Genomic DNA, 19,971 nt, shown 5'->3' with positions numbered 1-19,971 from the left:
AACCAGCCGAGTGGGCAGCCGCTTCCTGTCCGCTCCGGTAGGGACCCCTACACAACCTCTCAAGTCAGAGCGGCCGCCCAGTCTCTTTCTCTGTCTGCTCGCAAGTGGGGCCTCAAGCCGCGCGCGAGCGCCGCCTGCTCCAAGTAGCGGAACACTGCAAGCTACCCGTCCCCGCCTCATTCGGCGTTTGGTGCTAGGAAGTAACCGAGTCGTACTAAGTGCCCGCCCATAACACCTTCATGGGGTGCATTGACGGACCTCAGTCACCACTCCGGCGGGCGCCATTACCGGCGACTCCGTGGTGGAAATGTCTCTTCCCGGCAACTCTCGCGGTGACAGCAACAGACGACAATCATTAGAGCACCCCATCCACTCTAGCATTCCATCCATCATGTGCTCTGACAGAGAAGAAGTGGCAAGACGCACTCAAGGCAAGTTTACTAAGCCGTTCCGCTCCATAAACAGAGCACCGAGGAGCGTGGACTGCCCGTGGGCATCACCGACACGGAGGTCCGGTAATGGCACGTCAGCCACATCGATTGGGAATGGCTGATAGCCGAACACCCGCTCGATGTGGTGAGCCATCTTGTCCTCATAGGGCTTGGTCCACCGGTTCGGCTCGACCGCAAAGGAGAGTTGCGGCCGGGTAGAGGTCGCGTCGGGCCGGAGGAGCTGTGTCGTGGTGTAGACGAGAAACAGGGGCGCGAGGATGCTGACGGCACCTGCCACGCGAGTAACGAGTTGACTGCCGTCCGGAAGGGATTGCTCCAGGTACAAACAGCAGAACCTGCAGGCCGCATGGTACGCGGGCGTCAGACTGCCCATCTTGCCATCGGGAAAGGCAGCCCGGAGGTCATTCATGAGGGAGGCCCAATGCTTCCATCGGAGCGCCTCCTCCCACGCGACTTCCCATCGTTGATGCTCAGGCGTCCGTTGATAGGCCAGCACAGGCTCATCGGGGTCGTCTTCCCAGGACGGAAAGCCCGACGGGTAGAAACGACGGGCGATGCGGATCAACTCCGCAGCCCTGGGCTCGTTCATCGCCTGCGGGCTTGAGAGCTGATGGGTGGTACCACGCTCCTGCTTCGCTCCTGAGGGGAAGTGAAGCTCGAAGCTCCAGGACACCCTCTCGGCCCCGTGTGGCGTCAGCGCCAAGGCGACGCTCATGGTCCGGGCGTCTCTATGGACCGTGACGTCGAAGGCATGGAGCGCGTCGAGGTACTTGCCGAATCTCCGAGGAATCTCTTCCTGCGCCACACGCCGAACGACCTCGGACGCATGCGACTCGTCCTCCGTATCAAGCAGCGAGTGAAGCGAGCTTCCAGAATCCGGGTCCGCCAAATCTTCTCCACGGCGCTGTCCAAGAAAGCGGGGCAGATGAAGCTTGAATGCCTCCAACCCGCTGATGACCTGGGCCTTGCTCTCCAGCACCTTGGGAAAGGCATGAATGGACCGCTTCATGCCATCGGGACCGACGACATCAATGAGGAGAGGCTCCGTGAAGGCCTTGTAGGTGTCGTGTGTCGTCTTCATCCAGGCTCAGTCACAATGGTAGGGCGCGTCGAAGTGGACGACCTTCACGCCTCGGGTCTTGCACTCCCCAACTTTCGCCCCCTTGAACTCCTCTTCGAGCAGCACTCCGTAGAGCTCCTTGAAGTCCCTGCACAGCGTGGCGAGCATGGTTCCCGGATGGGCTTCGGACAGTACCCGGTAGACGGCGCGGTTCGCCATTTCCGCGGCTGCTTCCTGTGCGTCCTCCAACGAGATCCGCCCTTGCTGCCGGTTGCATAGAGGCAGGCCCACTTCGAACTTGCACGCGGTCGTTGCCCCCGAGTCGCCCTGGGTGATGCGGGCGTGGATGCAGACCGCTCGCCATCCACTCGGTTCCCCTGGCTCTTCCTCGACGATCGTCGTGAACTCGAAGTGCTCTGGAGTGATTCGTCCAGTAACGGAATTGCGTCCGGTGCCGCACCCGCTCAGCCCGCCCACTCCCAGCAGTAGCGAGCAGAGGAGCGCGCCCCTGAATCGCCACCACGAACGAAACAGCCTGGTCATTCCGAGTGCCCCTTCATCCAGCCCGAGCCGCCGCCATCATCGCGTCCCAGAACATCTTCTCGTAGGCCTGCAAGAAGCCTTTCCTCATGAGGACCCTCCCTGGAGTGCAACCCCGCTACTCTTGCACTCCCCCATCCCACATGAAGCAGTTTGACTCCCTCGCAGTCACCGGGGAGGCACACGGATGAGCGGGCAGGCAGGCGCGCGGCTCGAGCCCATCCTGGCAAGCGTGGCGGACATCCTGCTACGGGCCCGCAGCGGGTTGTGACGGGACTCACAGCCACCGTGTGAGCCCCCTCATACGCTCCAGCCCCCACCTGACGTAGCATGCCGAACCATGCCGCTGGTTCACGCCAGCCGCGCGCCCACAGGGGGGGCAATGCCGCAGAACTCGAAGATCGTCTTCTTCAGTGACATCCACATCGGCACCAACGCCGTGACCAACTGGTACCAGCGCTCGCTCCACGAGCCGTACCTGCTCGCCGCCTTCGACTACATCCAGCAACAGGCCAGCTCCATCCAGGAGCTGGTGGTGGTGGGCGACCTCGTGGACCAGTGGACCTACGAGCCCTCCCGGACCCCGCCCACCTTCGCGGAGATCGCCGCGGCCAACCCCCGCGTCTTCGGCGGCATGGTGGATGGACAGCGGACGCCGGGCGCGCTGGGCGCCCTCCTCGCTGCCCTCGATGGCCGCGTCACCTACGTGGGTGGCAACCACGACATGTCCGTGACCGCCGAGGACGTGGCCCTCATCCGCGATGAGCAGGGCCGCTCGCCCCGGTACGTGCGCACGCCGCTGTACGAGCCGCCCTCCGCGCGCGGCGGCATCATCTGCACCCACGGGCACATCTACTCGCTGCTCAACGCCCCCGACTTCATCCAGAACCCCCGCAACGGCATCCCGTTCGCCCACTTCATCACCCGCATGGCGGCGCTGTGGTCCGTCCAGCAGCTCTCCAAGATGCCGCCCGGCTCCACCGCGGCCTCCCTGCCCGGCAGCGGAGACCCCACCGGCTGGCCCCTGGCCAAGGATGCCCTGCAGCAGCTCATCCAGGAGATGAAGCTCGGGCGCGTCTCGCTCTCGGACGCGGTGCTGAGCTCGCTGCTCGAGCTCACCGGCCAGAAGCGCGAGCTGACCTTCCACATGCTCGACGGCACGCGGCTGACCGCCGCCGACGTGGTGAAGGCCTATCCGTCCATCCTCGAGAGCTACGAGCAGACGGCGAGCAAGTCCCAGGAGCTCTACGGGTCCCTCGCGGGCGAGCTCGCCCTGGCCGAGGTGGATGCGCTCAACTCCATCGCCCACTTCGCCGAGCGGCTGGGCAACCAGGGCCACCACAAGGTGGTGGTGATGGGGCACACCCACGTGCCCGTGGATGAGGACGAGCACCAGCTCTTCCTCGGCGACTGCCTCTACGCCAACTGCGGCTTCAACTGCCCGTCCGAGCCCGACATGAAGGCCCAGGACAAGCGCCGCTCCTGCACCTTCACCGAGGTGGAGGTCGACGAGGCCGAGCGCCGCTTCATCGTCAGCACCCGCTATGTGACGGACGAGGGAGGCCGCTACCAGGTGGCGCCCCAGCCGCTCACGCCTCCCAAGAGCATCGACATGAGCGGTCCGGGGCGCGTTGTCACCCCCGCCGCCTAGCGTCCTCCACCCCCTTCTTCGCATCCATCAGGACTGTCTTTCTTTATGAACTCCAATCGACTCGCCTCTCCCATCGAGGACATCCGTCCCCACTACACCGTCGTCGTCATCGGCTCGGGTTACGGCGGCGCCATCACGGCGTCCCGCCTGTCGCGCGCCGGCCAGAGCGTCTGCGTGCTGGAGCGCGGCCGCGAGCGCCAGCCCGGCGAGTTCCCGGACACCACGCCCGAGGCCCTCGAGGAGATGCAGATGGATCTGCCCGTGGGCCACCTGGGCTCGCGCACGGGCCTGTTCGATCTGCACTGCAACCCGGAGATGAACGTGCTGGTGGGCTGCGGCCTGGGCGGCACCTCGCTCATCAACGCCAACGTCTCCATCCGCGCCGAGGCCCGCGTCTTCGAGGATCCCCGCTGGCCCAAGGCGCTCCGTGACGAGAAGCTGAAGGCGATCAACGACGGCTACGCGCTCGCGGAGGACATGCTGAAGCCCCGGCCCTACCCGGACTCCTACCCCAAGCTGAAGAAGCTGGAGGCGATGCAGAAGTCCGCCGAGGCCATGGGGCAGAAGTTCTACCGCACCGCCATCAACGTGACGTTCGAGGACGGGGTGAACGAGGCGGGCGTGTTCCAGAAGGCCTGCAACAACTGCGGCGACTGCTGCTCCGGCTGCAACGTGGGCGCGAAGAACACGGTGCTGATGAACTACCTGCCGGATGCCCGGCGGCACGGCGCGGAGATCTTCTGCGAGACGAGCGTCCGCTACGTCGAGCGGAGCGACAACGGCAAGTGGCTGGTCCACTTCCAGGTGCTGGACACCGGCCGGGAGAAGTTCGACGCCCCGCTGCTGACGGTGTCGGCGGACCTCGTGGTGCTGGCGGCCGGCACGCTGGGCTCCACGGAAATCCTGCTGCGCTCCAAGGAGAAGGGCCTGAAGGTGTCGGACCGCCTGGGCCACGGCTTCAGCGGAAACGGTGACGTGCTGGGCTTCGCCTACAACAACGAAATGCCCATCCACGGCATCGGGTTCGGCACCCGGCCCCCGAGCGAGGTGGGGCCCGTGGGTCCCACCATCACCGGCATCATCGACATCCGCAACCAGGAGAAGCTGGAGGACGACATCATCATCGAGGAGGGGGCCGTCCCGGGCGCGCTGGCTCCCATCCTGCCCACGATGCTGAGCACGACCGCGGAGCTCATGGGGACCAACACCGCCCCCGGTCAGGCGGCGGAGCAGGAGGTGCGCAAGCTCGACAGCGCGGTGCACGGCGCCTACCACGGCGCGGTCAAGCACACGCAGACCTTCCTGGTGATGGGGCACGAGGGCCAGGGCAGCTGCGGCACCATGAAGCTGGAGGAGGACCGGCTGCGCATCAGCTGGCCGGGAGTGGGCTCGCGGCCCATCTTCGAGAAGGTGGACAAGCGCCTGGTCCAGACGACCCAGGCCCTCCGCGGCATCTACACGCGGGATCCGATCTGGAACGAGCTGCTCGGCAAGGACCTCATCACCGTGCACCCGCTGGGCGGCTGCAACATGGCCGACAGCGCCGAGCAGGGCGTGGTCAACCACGAGAACAAGGTCTTCTCCTCCACCACGGGTGACCAGACGCACGAGGGGCTGTACGTGTGTGACGGCGCCGTCATCCCCACCTCGCTGGGCGTCAACCCGCTGCTCACCATCTCCGCCATCTCCGAGCGCTGCAGCATGCGGATCGCCGCGGAGCGCGGCTGGACGATCGACTACTCGAAGAAGGGCCCCATCCCCCTCAATCCCCAGCAGCGCAAGCCGGGCATCCGCTTCACCGAGAAGATGAAGGGCTTCTTCTCGCCCGCCCAGGACGAGAACTACGAGGCGGCGGCCACGCGCGGTGAGCTGCTCGGCTCGCCCTTCGAGTTCACCCTCACCATCGTCTCGGAGGACGTCGAGAAGATGATGAAGACGCCGGAGCACGCCGCGCGGATGGTGGGCACGGTGAAGGCGCCGAAGCTCTCCGACAAGCCGCTCACCGCCACCCAGGGCGTGTTCAACCTGTTCGTCCAGGACCCCGACGCCGCCGACACCCGGTTGATGAAGTACCAGATGCTGCTGACCGCGGATGACGGCCGCACCTTCTTCTTCAAGGGCTTCAAGGTCATCAAGGAGCGGCCCATCGAGGACATGTGGCACGACACCACCACCCTCTTCATCACCGTGTACGAGGGCCAGGACGCGTCGGGCACCGTGGTGGGCCGGGGCGTGCTGAAGATCGCCCCCGAGGACTTCATGCGCCAGCTCACCACCATGGACGTCTTCAACGCGAAGAACGCGGAGGAGCGCATCAAGCTGGCGTTGGAGTTCGGCCGCTACTTCACGGGCATCCTGTACGACTACTACGGAGGGATGCTCGGGGACCTGGACTTCGTCGACCCGAATGCCCCGCCGCGCAAGCGCCGCGCGCTGCGCGCTCCGGCGCCCAAGCTGTTCGGCTTCAAGACCTCGGACGGGTTGGATCTGCTGCTGTCGCGCTACCAGGCTGGCAACAAGGGGCCCGTGCTGCTGGCGCACGGTCTGGGCGTGTCCAGCCGCATCTTCTCCACGGACACCATCGACACCAACCTGCTCGAGTACCTCTGCGCCCACGGGTACGACGTGTGGCTGCTGGACTACCGCTCCAGCACCCTGCTGCCCGCCTCGACGACGCAGTACACGGCCGATGACGTGGCCACCAGGGACTGGCCCGCGGCGGTGGCCCGCGTGCGCGAGGTGACCGGGGCCGCGGACATCCAGGTGGTGGCCCACTGCTACGGCTCCACCACCTTCACCATGGCCATGCTCGCGGGCCTCCAGGGCGTGCGCTCCGCGGTCTGCTCGCAGATCTCCACCCACGTGGTGACTCCCCCCATGGTGTCCATCAAGTCGGGGCTTCACCTGCCCCAGCTCCTGAAGCTGATGGGCTTCAAGTCGCTCACCACCAACGCCCTCAAGGGCGAGGGCGCCATGGAGCGCGTCTACGACAAGCTCCTCGCGGCCTACCCCGTGGGCAAGGACGAGCACTGCGACAGCGCGGTGTGCCACCGCGTCAGCTTCCTCTACTCGCTGCTCTACCGGCACGAGCAGCTCAACGCGATGACGCACCAGTACATGCACGAGCTGTTCGGCGAGGCGACCATCACCGCGTTCGAGGGCCTGGCGGTCATGGTGAACCAGGGCCGCGTGGTGGACGCGAATGGAGACAACGTCTACATGCCGCACCTGGACCGGATGGCCATCCCCATCCGCTTCATCCACGGCGCCCGCAACCAGTGCTTCCTGCCGGAGAGCACGGAGAAGACCGTGCAGGCGCTGAGCGAGGTGAACGGCTCGGCGCTCTACTCCCGCGTCCTCATCCCCGAGTACGGACACATCGACTGCATCTTCGGGAAGAACGCGGCCCGGGACGTCTACGGCCACATCCTCGAGCACCTGGACCAGACGCAGGCGCCCGGCAAGAAGCAGGGCGAGCCGGCGGTCGCGGCCGCGAAGAAGTCCGTGGCTGCCTGATTGCTCCCTCTCCCCTCGGGAGAGGGCGAGGGGAAATGGGCACAGGCGAGGGGAAATTGTTCCCAGGGGCCCACCTTCGCGGACCCGGCTCGAGGGGTTTAGACTCCGCCCCGTGAGCCCTCCCCTGTCCGTCCTCATCGCCGATGACGAGCTCGTCGCTCGCAAGCGTCTGTCGCGCCTGCTGACGGCCTTCCCCGATGTCTCCGTGTGCGGCGAGGCCGCCGATGGCGAGGCCGTCCTCGCGGCCGTCCGCGCTGGCGGCGTGGACGTGGTGCTGCTCGACATCCACATGCCCGGGCTCAGCGGCATGGATGCGCTCGCGCTGCTGCCCGCGGGCGGTCCCCACGTCATCCTCGTCACCGCCCACGCCGACCACGCCGTGGAGGCCTTCGAGCACGGCGCCGTCGACTACGTCCTCAAGCCCGTCGAGGCCTCGCGTCTGCAGAAGGCCCTGGAGCGGGTGCGCGTCCGGCTCGCCGCCAGGGCCCCGGAGCCGGGCAAGGGCTCCGCCATCGAGCAGCTCGCGCGGCCCCTGGCCCGCCTGCCCATTCCCACCCGCCAGGGCATCGTCCTGGTGGACCCCGGCACCATCTCCCACGCCACGCTCGAGGACGAGCTCGTCACCGTCTTCACCTCGCAGGGCGACTTCCTCACCGACTTCACCCTGCAGGAGCTCGTGGACCGGCTGCCCCCCGAGGGCTTCTACCGGGTGCACCGCCGCGCCCTCGTCAACCTCGCCCACGTCACCCGGCTGGAGCCGCTGGAGACGGGCGGGTACCTCGCGCGCACCGCCCGCGGCCACACCGTGGAGGTGAGCCGCCAGTCCGCCCGCGAGCTGCGCCGCATGCTCGGCCTGCGCCGCGGCACCGAGGACGAATCCGGTGCGTGAGGCCGTGACCCCCGGGCGCCGCTGCCTGCATGATCACCTCGCCGACACGAAGGTCGTCGGGGTGAACGGGCCCACGCCCTGACGCGTGGACCCGCCGGCTCGCGGCGCCTCGCCTCCGGCTCAGGGCGACAGGCCGAACTGCTTCCGGAAGAAGTCCACCACGGCCCGCCGCGACGTCTCCGCCGTCTCCGGCGAGGGCACGATGTCCACCTCTCCGCCCTGTCCCGTGTGCGAGTACGGATCCGTGATGCGAATGGCCGGCTCCAGCCGATCCCACCCGTGCGTGGCCCCCGGGTACAGGGTCAGCGACACACTCTCCCTATCCGCCGGTGACAGGCTGTCCACCAGCCGCTGGCAGGAGTCCGGGTTGTCATACACATCGGCCTCGCCCGCCTGGATGAAGATGGGGGAGCCCGTGAGCTCGCCGAACTCGTAGCCGGGGACGCGGTTGTAGGCCCAGCACACCGGATAGAAGGGCGCGTGCGCCACGAAGCGCTGTCCCGGCTCGGCGCCCGCGGCGTACTTCCGGGTGGCGCTCAGCATGGACATCAGCCCGCCCCACGAGAACCCCATGATGCCGATGCGCGAGGCGTCGATGGACGGGTGCGCGGACAGGTACTTCAGCGCGCCCCACGCGTCGGGCAGCGTCTCGGCCACGGCCCTCGGCCGCCCCTCCGCGCCTCCGGACAGGCCGCGCGCGGCCCACATGTCGATCTCCAGCGTGGCGATGCCCGCCTCGTGCAGCGCCTGGGCGTGGTAGCTGCCCAGGGTGTCCACGCCTCCCGAGCCGTGGGCAATCAGCACCGCGGGCACCTTGCCCTGCGCGCTCGTGGGGAGGCTCAGCCGCCCCGCCACCTGCAGCGGCGTGGGCGTCCCGAGCGCCGGAAAGGACACGTAGGAATGGCGGGCCACCGGTGTCTGGACCGGGTCCTCCTTCGGTGGCTCCTGCTGGGGGCAACCGCTCAGCACGGCCGCGAGCGCCACGCTGGCGATCCACGGCCTCACGACGAACGTCTTCATGGCTCGACTCTCCCAGGGAAGGGGGTGGAGAGCACCACCATCCCAGGGAGGGGACTGGCATGGCGCCAGCCCGGCCGTCCACCTGTCCGCCCACCGACACGGGGGCGGAGCAACTAGCGCGGAGCCAACACCACGCGGTTGGGGCCGCCCGACTTGGAGGAGCGCAGGGCCTTCTCCGCGGCGGAGATGAGCTCCTGCTCGTTGCGGGCCTGGTCCGGGAAGACGGCCACGGCGGCCGTCACCGTCACCTCGCCCACGTCGCTGCCGGTGCCCTCCGGGAAGTCCAGCTCCTCCACCGCCTTGCGGAGCTTCTCGGCGTAGGTGCGCGCCCGCTCCACGTCGGCATTGCAGAGGATGACGCCGAACACGTCCCAGTCGTACCGGGCGGCGATCTCCGAGGAGTTGTCGCTCCGGGCGTGGGTGACGGGGTCCTCCATCATGTCCGTCACCATCTGCGCCACCCGGCGCAGCAGCTTGTCGCCCTCGGCGTAGCCTCGCGAGAGGTTGAAGCGGCGGAAGCCATCGATGTCGATGAGCACCAGCGCCAGCTTCTGCTCCCGCCGCCGCGCACTCAGCAGGCCCGCGCTGAGGGCCTCCTGGAAGTAGCGGTGGTTGTAGAGGCTCGTCAGGCCGTCGCGGAACGCCAGCCGCTCGCTCTCGGGGATGAGCGACTGGGACGCGGCGCCCTTGGCATCGGCCTTCTGGGGCTCGGCCATCTTCGGCCGAGGGGTCGCGGCGGGCGCTCCGGGAACACCCGGCTTGCCCGCGGCGGGCTTGGCGGCGCCGCCCCGGCCCAGTCCGAGCTGGTCCTTGAGCTCCTGCACCATCTTGTCGCGGATGGACAGCAGGGCGGCGTTGTGGACCGCCTGGCCCACCGTGTTCTTCAACTCCTGTTCCGTGAACGGCTTCGTGAGGAAGTGGTTCACACGCGCTTCATTGATGGCCTTCTGCGCGTCCTCCAGCTTCTGGGACGCCGTCACCAGAATGCGCGCGGCATGGGGTTGTAGCTCGGCGACGCGCTTGAGGAGGTCGACCCCCATCAGCCCGTCACCAAGATTTTGATCCGATACGACCGCGTGCAGTTGTTCCCGCTGGAGGACTTCAAGTGCTTCTTCAGCGGACCGGGCAAGGAACACCGTGAAGTCCTTGCTCAGGTAGTACTGCATCAAGGCCAGCATCGTCCGGTTGTCCTCGACGACGAGGACCTTCGCAGCAACAGGCTCACTCACCAGGGCAGACCAACGCAACGAGGGGCATGGAAGATGGAGCCGAGCGTCGCAAAGGAAGGGGGCAGGCCGCAAGTCTCGAAGCGGGATTCCGCCCACTTCAGTCCAGCGGCCACTCGTGGACCGGGCTGCCGGACGAAGCCAGGAGCATGTAACGTTCCAGCAGGGCCGCCAGAGCGTCCTGCCGGGGCATGTGGGCTTCCAACCGGGCCAACATCTTCCGTTGCCAGCGTGCCCCGGTACACCCCGCGCGAATCCGGGCCTCGATGAGGGAGAGCAGCCCGTCCGCCTCCTCGGTGTCCACCCCGGCGTCCACGAGGCCCGCGCGGGCCACCGGGAGCAGCCGCTCCACCAGGGCGCTGGCGGACACCAGCGAGGGAGAAGGCGCGCGGCGCTCGGGCCAGAGCAGCCTGGCGTCCAGTCCCTCCTTGGCCGCGCGGATGAAGTTGCCCCGGACGCAGGGGAAGGGCAGCCCCGGCAGCAGCGCGTCCACGTCCTGGCTCAGCCCGAGCGTGAGGCCCAACAGCAGCGCGCCGTTGGCCAGCATGTCCAGCACGGTGGGGCCCGCGGGCAGCGCGCGCAGCTCTATCCGCACGTGGCCCGAGCCGCTCGGGTCGTAGATGGCGCGATTCCAGCTCCACACGGTGCCCTGGTGCAGCCGCAGCTCGTCCAGCCGGGGCAGGCCGCCCCGGGCCAGGCACTCCAGCGGGGACTCCGGCCCCAACACCGGCAAGAGCGGCGGGTAGAGCGCCACCGACTCGGCGAACAGCTCCAGCGGGCCCTGACGCACCCAGCCATGGCCGAAGGTGACGCGCCCGTGCTGCGGCGCCTCGGACTGGGGCTCGCCCCGGTCATCCACGGCCTGGCGGAAGAGGGCCACGCGCGTCTCGTCCCACAGCCGGCGGCCCAGGAGGAAGGGCGAGTTGCCGCTCACCGCGAGCACCACCGGCGTGGCCAGCTGGGCCGCGTTGTACATGCGCGCGAAGTCCGCCGGATCCACGCGCAGGTGGTACTGCAGCGAGGTGTTGGCGCCCTCCAGCGTCACGTCGTCCCACTCCAGGGTGAGCGAGTCCTCGCCGCCGATGACCACGCGCAGTGGCTCCTCGCGGCGCCGGCGGCGGATGGCGGCCGACAGCGCCCGGTAGCGCGGCAGCGCCGTCATCGAGCCCATGCCCAGGTCCTTTTCGCGCAGCGTGGGGAGGATGCCCGTCACCGCCACGCGCGCCCCCTGCGTGGCCGCCGCGCGCCGCACCTCGGCCAGCGCGCTCTCGAACTCCTCGCGCATCGCCGTGAAGGGCCGCCCCGCCAACGGCCCCGGCCGCAGGTTGCACTCGAGGTTGAAGCGGTCGATCTCCACCGTCACCCGCGGATCCACCGTCTGGCCCAGCACCTGCCGGTTCACCGGCAGCGGATAGCCCGAGGCGTCCACCAGGAACATCTCCAGCTCGGCGCCGATGGTGCGCGGGCCCACGCCGAAACCGGGCCGCGCCAGCACCTGCCGGAGCGCTTCCAGGCTGTCCGCCAGCCGTTGGCTGAAGCGCTCGTAATCCTCGGGCTCGAAGGTCTCTTTCTGGATTTGAAGTCCCATATGAAGACGAGCGGGGCCGTGGCGCCCTAGGAGAAGGGAGTGGGTTGAGGAGAGGACTCGGAGGCGGGCACGCCGGGGCGGGTGGCGAGGTGCTCCAACAGCCGCCGCGCGAGGGAGAGCGCCTGCACCCGTATCTCGGGGATGGCCGTGCTCTCCCACAGGTCACCCCGGCGCAGGGGGCCCAGGGTGAAGAGCACGGAAGAGGCGCGGCCCCGCGCGTCGAGCAGGGCGCCCTCGGCGTCCGTGGCCAGGCCGAGCCCCAGCGCGTCCGAGCTCGCGAGCCCGGACTCCAGCAGCCCGCGCAACAGCGGGTGGCCCCGGCCGATGGAGGCGTCCGGGCCGGTGCAGTTGATGACGTGCTGGACGCGGAACGTGGCCTCGCGCGAGAAGCCCCGGGGCCGGACGCGCGCCAGCACCCAACCCTCGTCCGAGAGCTGGAAGCCGCGCACGCGGGCCGAGTGGATGCGCAGCACACCGGCCCGCTGGAGCTGCTCGAGGGTGTCGTTCACCGCGGGCGCCATCCGGTGGCGGTGCACGTCCCAGAAGGAGCGCAGGTGACGCAGGAAGCGGCGGCGCTCGGGCTCCGGCAGGTCGCGCCACAGCGAGGCCGTCACCGGCCGCAGCGAGTCCATGACGGCGCGCCAGTCCCCACCCTCGCCTGGCTGCCGGAACTGGTGGCGCAGCGCGCCCAGGATGGAGCGGACGCGGCGGGGCTCGGACAAGGCCACGGGCGGGCCCGCCACCACGCCGGGACGGTGTACCTGCGGCAGCAGCCCGTGCCGGGAGATGGCGTGGATGCGCCCCTCGTGGTTGCGCTCGGCCAGCGAGAGCACCGTGTCCACCATCGTCAGGCCCGTGCCGATGAGCAGCACCGAGTGGTGGGGCCGCACGTGACGCAGCGCACCATCCATCCAGGGCGAGCGGATGTACCGGTGGCTCGCGTACAGGCCCCCGTCCGCCACCGGCAGGTCCGCGGGCAGGGCATTGCCCACCGCCAGCACCACCGTGCCCGCCTCCAGCGCGGGGCCGCGTGCCAGCACCACCCTCGCGCCGTCCCCCTCCTGGGAGATGGACAGCACCTCCCCCTGGAGGAGCTCCAGGCCCACCCCCGGGGCCGCGCTCTCGCGCGCCTCGCGCAGCACCGCCTCCAGGTACTGGCCGTAGCGCCTGCGCTGGACGAAGTCCCCCGGCGCCGTGTCCGGCTCGAGGCGGCGGATCCACCGCAGGAAGTGCTCGGGATCCTCGGGAAGGGCGCTCATCCTCCCGGCGGGGACGTTGAGCAGATGACTGGCGTTCTCCGTGGAGTACGCGAGGCCGGGACCCACACGCCCCGTGCGCTCCAGCAGGGCCACCCGGAGGGGTCCCTCGGCCTTCCTCAAGAGCTGCGCCGCCAGCAGCGTGCCGCTGGCGCCTCCACCGACAACCAGTACATCCCACCGCTGCTCGACTCTCACACCCCGACAGTAAACCCTGAGGGCCGCTCCTACATCCCCCCTTGACTGTCCAGGCTCCAGGCAGCCGTGCACGATTCCTGGACCGGAGGGTACGAGGGGGGAACGGCCCGGGGCCTGTCCGGCCGCCCGCCCCCCATGAGCCGGACGCCCAGGTGTGTTATCGCTCCGTGACGATGCAGCCCACGCCCCCCACCCCCCTGGTCAACCTGTACGACCTGCCCCGTGCCGCCCTCGGCGAGCTGCTCGCCGGGTGGGGCTACAGCGCCTACCACCGCGACCTGCTCTGGGAGGCCCTCTACCGCCAGCAGGTGGAGTCGTTCGACGCCCTCACCGGGCTGCGGCCGGACCTCGTCCAGGCCCTGCGCGAGCGCACCCGCCTGGAGCGGCCCACCACCCACCACGAGGTCTTCAGCTCCGACGGCTTCACCCGCAAGCTGCTGCTGAAGCTGCGCGACGGGCAGACGGTGGAGACGGTCCTCATGCGGTTCAAGGACCGGGCCACGGTGTGCCTCAGCACGCAGGCCGGCTGCGCCATGGGGTGCGTCTTCTGCGCCACCGGGCAGATGGGCTTCGTGCGCCACCTGACGCCCGGGGAGATCGTCGGGCAGGTGCTGCACGTCACCCGCATCCTCCGCGAGACGAACGAGTCGCTGCGCAACGTGGTGCTGATGGGCATGGGCGAGCCCCTGCACAATTACGAGGCCACCCTGGAGGCGGTGGACATCCTGGTGGAGCGCTCGGGGCTGGCGCTGGCGCCGCGCTTCATCACGCTGAGCACCGTGGGGGTGGTGCCCGGCATCCGGCGGCTGGCGGACGAGGACCGGCCGGTGCAGCTCGCCGTCAGCCTGCACGGGGCCACCGAGGCGGAGCGGAGCGCGCTGGTGCCCGCGGCGCGCAAGTGGCCGCTCGCCGAGCTGATGGACGCCTGCCGCTACTACTCGGAGAAGCGCAAGCGCCGCATCTTCTATGAGTGGGCGCTCATCGCCGGGCAGAACGACACGCCCGAGCAGGCGCACGCCCTGGGCCAGCTGCTCAAGGGCATGGACGCGCACGTCAACGTCATCCCGCTCAACCCCACGGTGGGCTACGCCCAGCGGCCCAGCGGCCCGGACGCCGTGCGCGCCTTCCAGGACATCCTCGCCAGCTACGGCCTGCCCAGCACCGTGCGCCAGCGCCGCGGCATCGACATCGACGCCGGCTGCGGCCAGCTCAAGGCCGCCGTGGAGCGCCCGCGCCACGCCCCGCGGCCCACGGCCTCCTGAGCCCCCACGCCACGGCCGCCGGGCAGGACGACGCTTCCCGGTATGCCCGCCCGGGGAGCCTTGCGGCACTCTCCCCGCGTCCCAAGCGTTGGACGAGGTGCTTCAGGAAGAGTCTCCGTGCGAAGCCTCGTCAGGGTGTCCGGTCTGCTGCTGTGCTTCCTCGTGCTGGTGCCCGCCTGCGCGCCCGTGGAGGAGCCGCCCCTGCGCGTCGGCACCTTCCTCTGGCCGGGAAGCGAGCCCCTCTTCCTCGCACGGGACCTCGGCTACCTCGACGACGGCTCGATCCGCCTGGTCGAGTACTCCTCCCTCGGTGAGGTCAACCGCGACTTCCGCAACGGGAGGCTCGACGCCGTCAACGTCACGCTCGACATGGCCCTCCAGCTCCTGCAGCAGGGCTTCGAGCCCCGGGCGGTGCTCGTCCTGGACTACTCGAACGGCGCGGACGCCATCCTCGCGCGGCCGGAGGTGCGCCGGATGGAGGAGCTCCGGGGCAAGCGCGTGGCGGTGGAGGACCTGTCGGTGAGCACGTACCTGCTGGGCCAGGCCCTGGCCCAGGCGGGACTGCGGCCCTCGGACATCGAGATCCTCCGCATTCCGGTGGATCAGCACGAGCAGGCCTATGCGTCGGGAGAGGTGGACGCCGTCGTCACCTTCGAGCCCTTCATGAGCAGGCTACTCGCCCGAGGAGCCCACGCGCTCTTCGACAGCAGCCACCTGCCGGGAGATATCGTGGATCTGCTGGTGGTGCGCGAGGACGTGCTGGAGAAGAGCCCGAAGCAGGTGCGGCACATGCTCCAGGGCTGGTTCCGGGCCTTGCGCCACCTGGACGAGCACCCGGAGGACGCGGTGGCCCGGATGAGCCCCCGCCTCGACACGAGCCCCGCCGAGCTCGCCTCCATGCTGGAGATGCTGCGGCACCCCACCCGGGAGGAGAACCACGCCCTGCTGCGGCCCCCCTCCTCTGCCCTCCTCGGCTCGGCGCATCGCCTGCAGTTGTTCATGCTGGAGCACGGGTTGCTGCCGGAGCCGGTGCGGCCCGAGCTGCTGCTGGACGTACGGCCCCTCGAGGCGCTCGGGGAGGTCCGGTGATGAAGCGCCTCGGGCTGCCCCCGCTTCCGCCCCTGCGCATCACCATCCCGGCGGTGCTGCTGCTCTTCGCCATCACGGTGGGCCTCCATGATCTGCATCAGAACGCGAGCCTGGCCTGCCGCCGGGTGGAGGAGTACACGCTCCAGGAGCTCACCCAGCGCATGAGCGAGCTGCAGGATCATCTGGAGCTCCTCCTGAACCTGCATCAGTCCGAGCGCATCCAGGAGGAGGTCGCCAGCCTCGGGACGGATCCGCACATCCAGACGGCGCTGCTGCTCGACGAGACCGGCCGGGTGGCCGCATCGATCCGGCGCGTGGAGATAGGGCAACAGGGCCGGGCGCTCCATCCCGAGCTGTTCACCCCGGAGGCGGAACCCATTCTCCAGAGGGCCCGCGAACACCTCGCGGGCAGCACCCTCGTCACCGCGGATGGGCAGGCGCTCGTGGCCCGCTACCCCGTGCTGGTGTCGGATGCCTCCGGCGCGCTGTCCTCCGAGCGGGTGTGGCTGCTCGTGGTGCGGAGGGATCTCTCCGTCCTCAAGCAGCAGGCGCGCGACCAGGTGCGCGCGAACGTGGTGCAGCGCAGCGCGCTGCTGGCGGTGCTCGCGGGGCTGCTCTGGCTCTTCTTCCACTTCGTCCTCACGCGCCGGGTGGCCCGGCTGGTCACCACCGCCCAGCGCTTCGCCGCGCGCGACTGGGAGGCCCGCAGCGGGCTCACCGGACGCGACGAGCTCTCCAGGGTGGGGCGCGCCTTCGACGAGATGGCCGAGCGGCTGCGCACCACCCAGTCCCAGCTCGAGGAGCGCGAGTCCCACATCCGGCTGCTGCTCGACTCGGCCGCGGAGGGCATCTTCGGGTTGGACCTGGAGGGGCGCTGCACCTTCGTCAACCGCTCCGCGCTGCGGATGCTCGGCTACGCGGACGCCGGAGCGCTGCTGGGCCGGGACGCGCACCAGCTGTGGCACCACTCGCACGCGGATGGCTCGCCCTATCCCCGGAGCGAGTGTCCCATCCTCCAGGCCCTGCGCGACGGGACCGAGGACCACGGCGAGGACGATCTCATCTGGCGCGAGGACGGCACGTGGTTCCCGGTGGAGCGCTGGTCGTACCCCATGCGCCAGGGCGGCAGGCGGGTGGGCATCGTGTCGACGTTCGTGGACATCACCGCGCGCAAGCGCGCCGAGCAGATGCAGCACTTCCTCATCGAGGCCAGCACGCAGCTGGCGGAGCTGCTGGACGAGACGCGCACGCTGGAGCGGGTGGCGCGGCTGGCCATTCCCCAGCTGGGCCAGTGGTGCGTGGTGGACAGGGTGGATGACGCGGGCCAGCTGCACCGCGCGGCCTGGGTGCACCAGGAGCCGGCCCGGCAGGAGCTGCTGAGGGAGCTGGCGGAGCTCGACCCTCCGGACTGGAGCTCGTCCCAACCCACCGTGCGGGTGCTGGGCACCGGCGGGCCGCTGCTCGGGGACGAGGCCCTCGCGGCCCTGCGCCACGCCGGGGACTCCGGCGCGCGCTACCCGGAGCTGCTGCGGCGGCTCGGGACGCGGACCGCCATCGCGCTCCCCATCTCCGTGCGAGGACGGACGCTGGCGGCCCTGCTGCTGGTCTCGGACACGCCGGGCTTCCAGTATGGCCCCCATGAGCTGGCGCTCGCGGGGGAGCTGGCCCGCCGCGCCTCGGTGGCCATGGACAACGCCCGGCTCTACCGCCAGTCCCAGGAGGCGGTGCGCCTGCGCGAGGACTTCCTCTCCGTGGCCTCCCACGAGCTGCACACGCCCCTCACGCCCCTGCGCCTGCACCTGCAGACACTGCAGCGCGCGCTGGCCGCCAGTGGCGACGGCGTGGGCACCGGGCGCCTCATGCCCAAGGTGGACAAGGCGCTCGCCCAGGTGAGACGCCTGTCCCAGCTCGTCGATGATCTGCTCGATGTCTCCCGCCTCACCTCCGGACGGCTCCGCCTGCGGTTGGAGCCGGTGGACCTGGTGGAGCTGACACGGGACCTGGCCGAGCGCTTCTCCGAGCAGGCCCGGGCCGCCGGCTGCACGCTGCGCGTCACCACCGAGGGCCCCACCACCGGACAGTGGGACCGGATGCGCCTGGAGCAGGTGCTCACCAACCTCATCACCAACGCGCTGAAGTACGGCGTGGACCACCCGGTGGAGCTCCACGTCAGCTCCGCTGGAGGGCGCGCGCGCTGGAGCATCCGGGACCATGGCATCGGCATCGCCCCCGAGGATCTCGAGCGCATCTTCGGGCGCTTCGAGCGGGCGGTGTCCACGCGGCAGTACGGTGGGCTGGGGCTGGGCCTCTACATCTCCCGGGAGATCGCCCGCGCGTTCGGAGGCGACATCCACGTGGAGAGCCAGCCGGGAGCCGGTGCCGTCTTCACCCTGGAGCTGCCACTCGAGCCGGCCCGGGACGCGCGCGAGGGCGCGGAGCCCTGCCCTCGGGAAGAGACCCGGCCCGAGCCGCCGCCCGCGTGCCACGGGCCCTGAGCGCGCACCACGCCGAAAGGAGCTCGTCCCATCGGCTGCGCTCGGTCAGTGGTAGACGTCTACCAGTGCATTTGACATGCAACTTCAACCCCACTGGAACCCACACACACCTCATCCCACATCACTGGTAGACGTCTACCACTGAGCGGCGTTCCGTCTCGTTTTCGCACCGGGACCCTCAGGGCGTGGCGCGCTCGGGGGGGCTCGACGACGAAGGGCCCCTCAGGAGAGGCAACACGTCATGTTAGCCTCCGAACTTCGGAGGTAGCCCCAATGAAGAAAGCGTGGGTGTACAGACTGCCCGAGGCCGGAGAAAAGGTGGGCCAGTACCGGGTGGTGGGCCCGCTGGGCCAGGGCGGCCAGGGCCACGTGTTCCTGGCCGTGTGGGAGGGCCGCTCCTATGTCCTCAAGTTCTTCCGCTCCCTGCCGGTGAGCCACTCGGGGGAGCTGGAGCTGGACATCCTGCGCCACCTGGAGCACCCCAACGTGGTGCGGGTGCTGGGCCATGGGCGCTGGCCGTACCCGGAGGAGGGCTACTTCTACCTCGTCATGGAGTACGTGGAGGGCAGGACGCTGTCGAGACATGCCCTGGAGCACAACCCCTCGGCGCGCACGGGCGCCACGCTGATGCTGGAGGCGGCCCGGGCGCTCGCGGTGGTGCACCGCCGGGGCGTGCTGCACCGAGACGTGAAACCGGACAACCTGCTGGTGAGGGCGGCGGACGGCAGGCCGGTGTGGGTGGACTTCGGGGTGGGCCACCTGGAGGGCCGCGCCACGCTGCCGCGCATGAAGCGGCTGCCGCCGGGCACGCCCGAGTACACCAGCCCCGAGGCGTACCGTTTCCTCCGGGAGCACCCCGAGGAGGAGGCGCGCTACCAGCCGGGCGTGGCCGACGAGGTGTGGGCCTTCGGCGTCACGCTGTACGAGTTGCTCACGGACAAGCTGCCCTTCGGCTCGCGCCTGGGCAACCCGCGCATGGTGGAGGACATCCGCACCCGCGCGCCGCTGGCGCCTCAGGAGCGCAACCCACGGGTGCCATTGGCCCTCAATCAGCTGTGCCTGCGCCTGTTGGAGAAGGAGCCCGGGGAGAGGCTGGCGGACATGGACGCGGTGGCCGGGGCGCTGGAGGCGGCGCTGGCGGGGGCGGGGGCGGACTGGGACATGCCGCTGATGGACCCCGACGCCCCGGAGGTGCGCACCACGGAGGAGATACCCGGCCAGGTGGTGGACCGCGACTCGTGGGAGCGCCTCCATCAGCAGATGAAGGCGGTGATGCCCCGGCGCGGGCGGGTGCGCAAGAAAGCGCGGAGTGAGCCGCCCGCCCCGCCCCAGGCACCTGCCGCCGCCGTGGCCGTGCTGGAAGAGCCGCCGGCCGGGAGCTTCGAGGCGCTGGCGGAAGCAGTGGAGATGCGGCTGGATGAGCCGCCCCGGCCCGTGTCGGCGCACGAGGCCGTTGCAGCACCCGGGCCCGCCGCCGAAGCCAGACATGACGCCGCAGCCAGGCACGGCGCGGTGGCGGAGCTGCCCCCCGCGCGGAGGCCGGGCCGAGGGCGGACAGTGCGCACCGCGGCAGCGGCCGTGGCCCTGTTGCTGGTGCTGGCGGGCACATGGGCGCTGCACTCCCGCCAGGAGCCCAGGGGCGCGCACTCGCCGGCCCCGGCCGCTCCGGGGGTGCCAGCACCTGCCAGGTGGTGGACGAGCCATCCCACGCTGCACGCCGCGCTCGTCC

At 69.8% G+C, this 19,971-nt stretch carries 13 protein-coding genes; 7 read left to right on the top strand and 6 right to left on the bottom strand.

Annotation, left to right across the window (positions count from 1 at the left end):
* Positions 1–426: 426 nt before the first annotated feature.
* Positions 427–1,533, bottom strand: coding sequence for a hypothetical protein (locus VFZ09_RS35060; protein ID WP_329732107.1), 1,107 nt, complete (start codon positions 1,531–1,533; stop codon positions 427–429).
* Between the two features lie 6 nt (positions 1,534–1,539).
* Complete coding sequence (locus VFZ09_RS35055) at positions 1,540–2,055, bottom strand: hypothetical protein (RefSeq protein ID WP_329732106.1); 516 nt, start codon at positions 2,053–2,055, stop codon at positions 1,540–1,542.
* Between the two features lie 379 nt (positions 2,056–2,434).
* Between VFZ09_RS35055 and VFZ09_RS35050 the strand changes: the two genes are divergently transcribed.
* The 3 genes from VFZ09_RS35050 to VFZ09_RS35040 all read left to right on the top strand — a co-directional run bounded on the left by VFZ09_RS35050 (position 2,435) and on the right by VFZ09_RS35040 (position 8,108).
* Entirely contained in the window at positions 2,435–3,703 is a 1,269-nt protein-coding gene (locus VFZ09_RS35050) for a metallophosphoesterase (protein ID WP_329732105.1), read from the top strand.
* 45 nt (positions 3,704–3,748) lie between these two features.
* Complete coding sequence (locus VFZ09_RS35045) at positions 3,749–7,219, top strand: alpha/beta fold hydrolase (RefSeq protein WP_329732104.1); 3,471 nt, start codon at positions 3,749–3,751, stop codon at positions 7,217–7,219.
* A 112-nt stretch (positions 7,220–7,331) separates the two neighbouring features.
* Positions 7,332–8,108 (top strand): LytTR family DNA-binding domain-containing protein, encoded by a 777-nt coding sequence (locus VFZ09_RS35040; RefSeq protein WP_329732103.1) that lies wholly within the window; start codon positions 7,332–7,334, stop codon positions 8,106–8,108.
* Between the two features lie 120 nt (positions 8,109–8,228).
* Here the strand turns inward: VFZ09_RS35040 and VFZ09_RS35035 are convergent, their stop codons facing one another.
* From VFZ09_RS35035 to VFZ09_RS35020, 4 genes are all read right to left on the bottom strand, one after another.
* A complete protein-coding gene (locus VFZ09_RS35035) occupies positions 8,229–9,128 on the bottom strand; it encodes a dienelactone hydrolase family protein (RefSeq protein ID WP_329732102.1) in 900 nt (299 codons plus the stop codon).
* 113 nt (positions 9,129–9,241) lie between these two features.
* Positions 9,242–10,357: a GGDEF domain-containing response regulator gene (locus VFZ09_RS35030; protein ID WP_329732101.1), complete on the bottom strand. Its 1,116-nt coding sequence runs from the start codon at positions 10,355–10,357 to the stop codon at positions 9,242–9,244.
* Between the two features lie 97 nt (positions 10,358–10,454).
* Positions 10,455–11,942, bottom strand: a complete 1,488-nt coding sequence (locus VFZ09_RS35025) for a glutamate--cysteine ligase (RefSeq protein ID WP_329732100.1) — start codon at positions 11,940–11,942, stop codon at positions 10,455–10,457.
* 26 nt (positions 11,943–11,968) lie between these two features.
* Positions 11,969–13,396, bottom strand: a complete 1,428-nt coding sequence (locus VFZ09_RS35020; protein ID WP_329732099.1) for an FAD/NAD(P)-binding protein — start codon at positions 13,394–13,396, stop codon at positions 11,969–11,971.
* 173 nt (positions 13,397–13,569) lie between these two features.
* Here VFZ09_RS35020 and rlmN point away from each other — a divergent pair, with 173 nt between their 5' ends.
* The 4 genes from rlmN to VFZ09_RS35000 all read left to right on the top strand — a co-directional run.
* Positions 13,570–14,658, top strand: coding sequence for a 23S rRNA (adenine(2503)-C(2))-methyltransferase RlmN (gene rlmN / locus VFZ09_RS35015; RefSeq protein ID WP_329732108.1), 1,089 nt, complete (start codon positions 13,570–13,572; stop codon positions 14,656–14,658).
* Between the two features lie 117 nt (positions 14,659–14,775).
* Entirely contained in the window at positions 14,776–15,747 is a 972-nt protein-coding gene (locus VFZ09_RS35010; protein ID WP_329732098.1) for an ABC transporter substrate-binding protein, read from the top strand.
* Complete coding sequence (locus VFZ09_RS35005; RefSeq protein WP_329732097.1) at positions 15,747–18,242, top strand: ATP-binding protein; 2,496 nt, start codon at positions 15,747–15,749, stop codon at positions 18,240–18,242. Before VFZ09_RS35010 ends, VFZ09_RS35005 begins: the two co-directional genes overlap by 1 nt.
* A gap of 273 nt (positions 18,243–18,515) precedes the next feature.
* On the top strand, positions 18,516–19,971 hold a 1,456-nt coding region (locus tag VFZ09_RS35000; RefSeq protein ID WP_329732096.1), incomplete at its 3' end, for a serine/threonine-protein kinase.

Source organism: Archangium sp., from assembly GCF_036277355.1.
Lineage (GTDB): Bacteria > Myxococcota > Myxococcia > Myxococcales > Myxococcaceae > Archangium.
Note: the sequence above shows the minus strand (reverse complement) of the source record. Positions and strands in the feature narration are given on the sequence as shown.

Coding starts and splice junctions, on each gene's coding strand:
- VFZ09_RS35060 (WP_329732107.1), bottom strand. CDS start 1,533: ATGAAGACGACACACGACACCTACAAGGCCTTCACGGAGCCTCTCCTC.
- VFZ09_RS35055 (WP_329732106.1), bottom strand. CDS start 2,055: ATGACCAGGCTGTTTCGTTCGTGGTGGCGATTCAGGGGCGCGCTCCTC.
- VFZ09_RS35050 (WP_329732105.1), top strand. CDS start 2,435: ATGCCGCAGAACTCGAAGATCGTCTTCTTCAGTGACATCCACATCGGC.
- VFZ09_RS35045 (WP_329732104.1), top strand. CDS start 3,749: ATGAACTCCAATCGACTCGCCTCTCCCATCGAGGACATCCGTCCCCAC.
- VFZ09_RS35035 (WP_329732102.1), bottom strand. CDS start 9,128: ATGAAGACGTTCGTCGTGAGGCCGTGGATCGCCAGCGTGGCGCTCGCG.
- VFZ09_RS35025 (WP_329732100.1), bottom strand. CDS start 11,942: ATGGGACTTCAAATCCAGAAAGAGACCTTCGAGCCCGAGGATTACGAG.
- rlmN (WP_329732108.1), top strand. CDS start 13,570: ATGCAGCCCACGCCCCCCACCCCCCTGGTCAACCTGTACGACCTGCCC.
- VFZ09_RS35005 (WP_329732097.1), top strand. CDS start 15,747: ATGAAGCGCCTCGGGCTGCCCCCGCTTCCGCCCCTGCGCATCACCATC.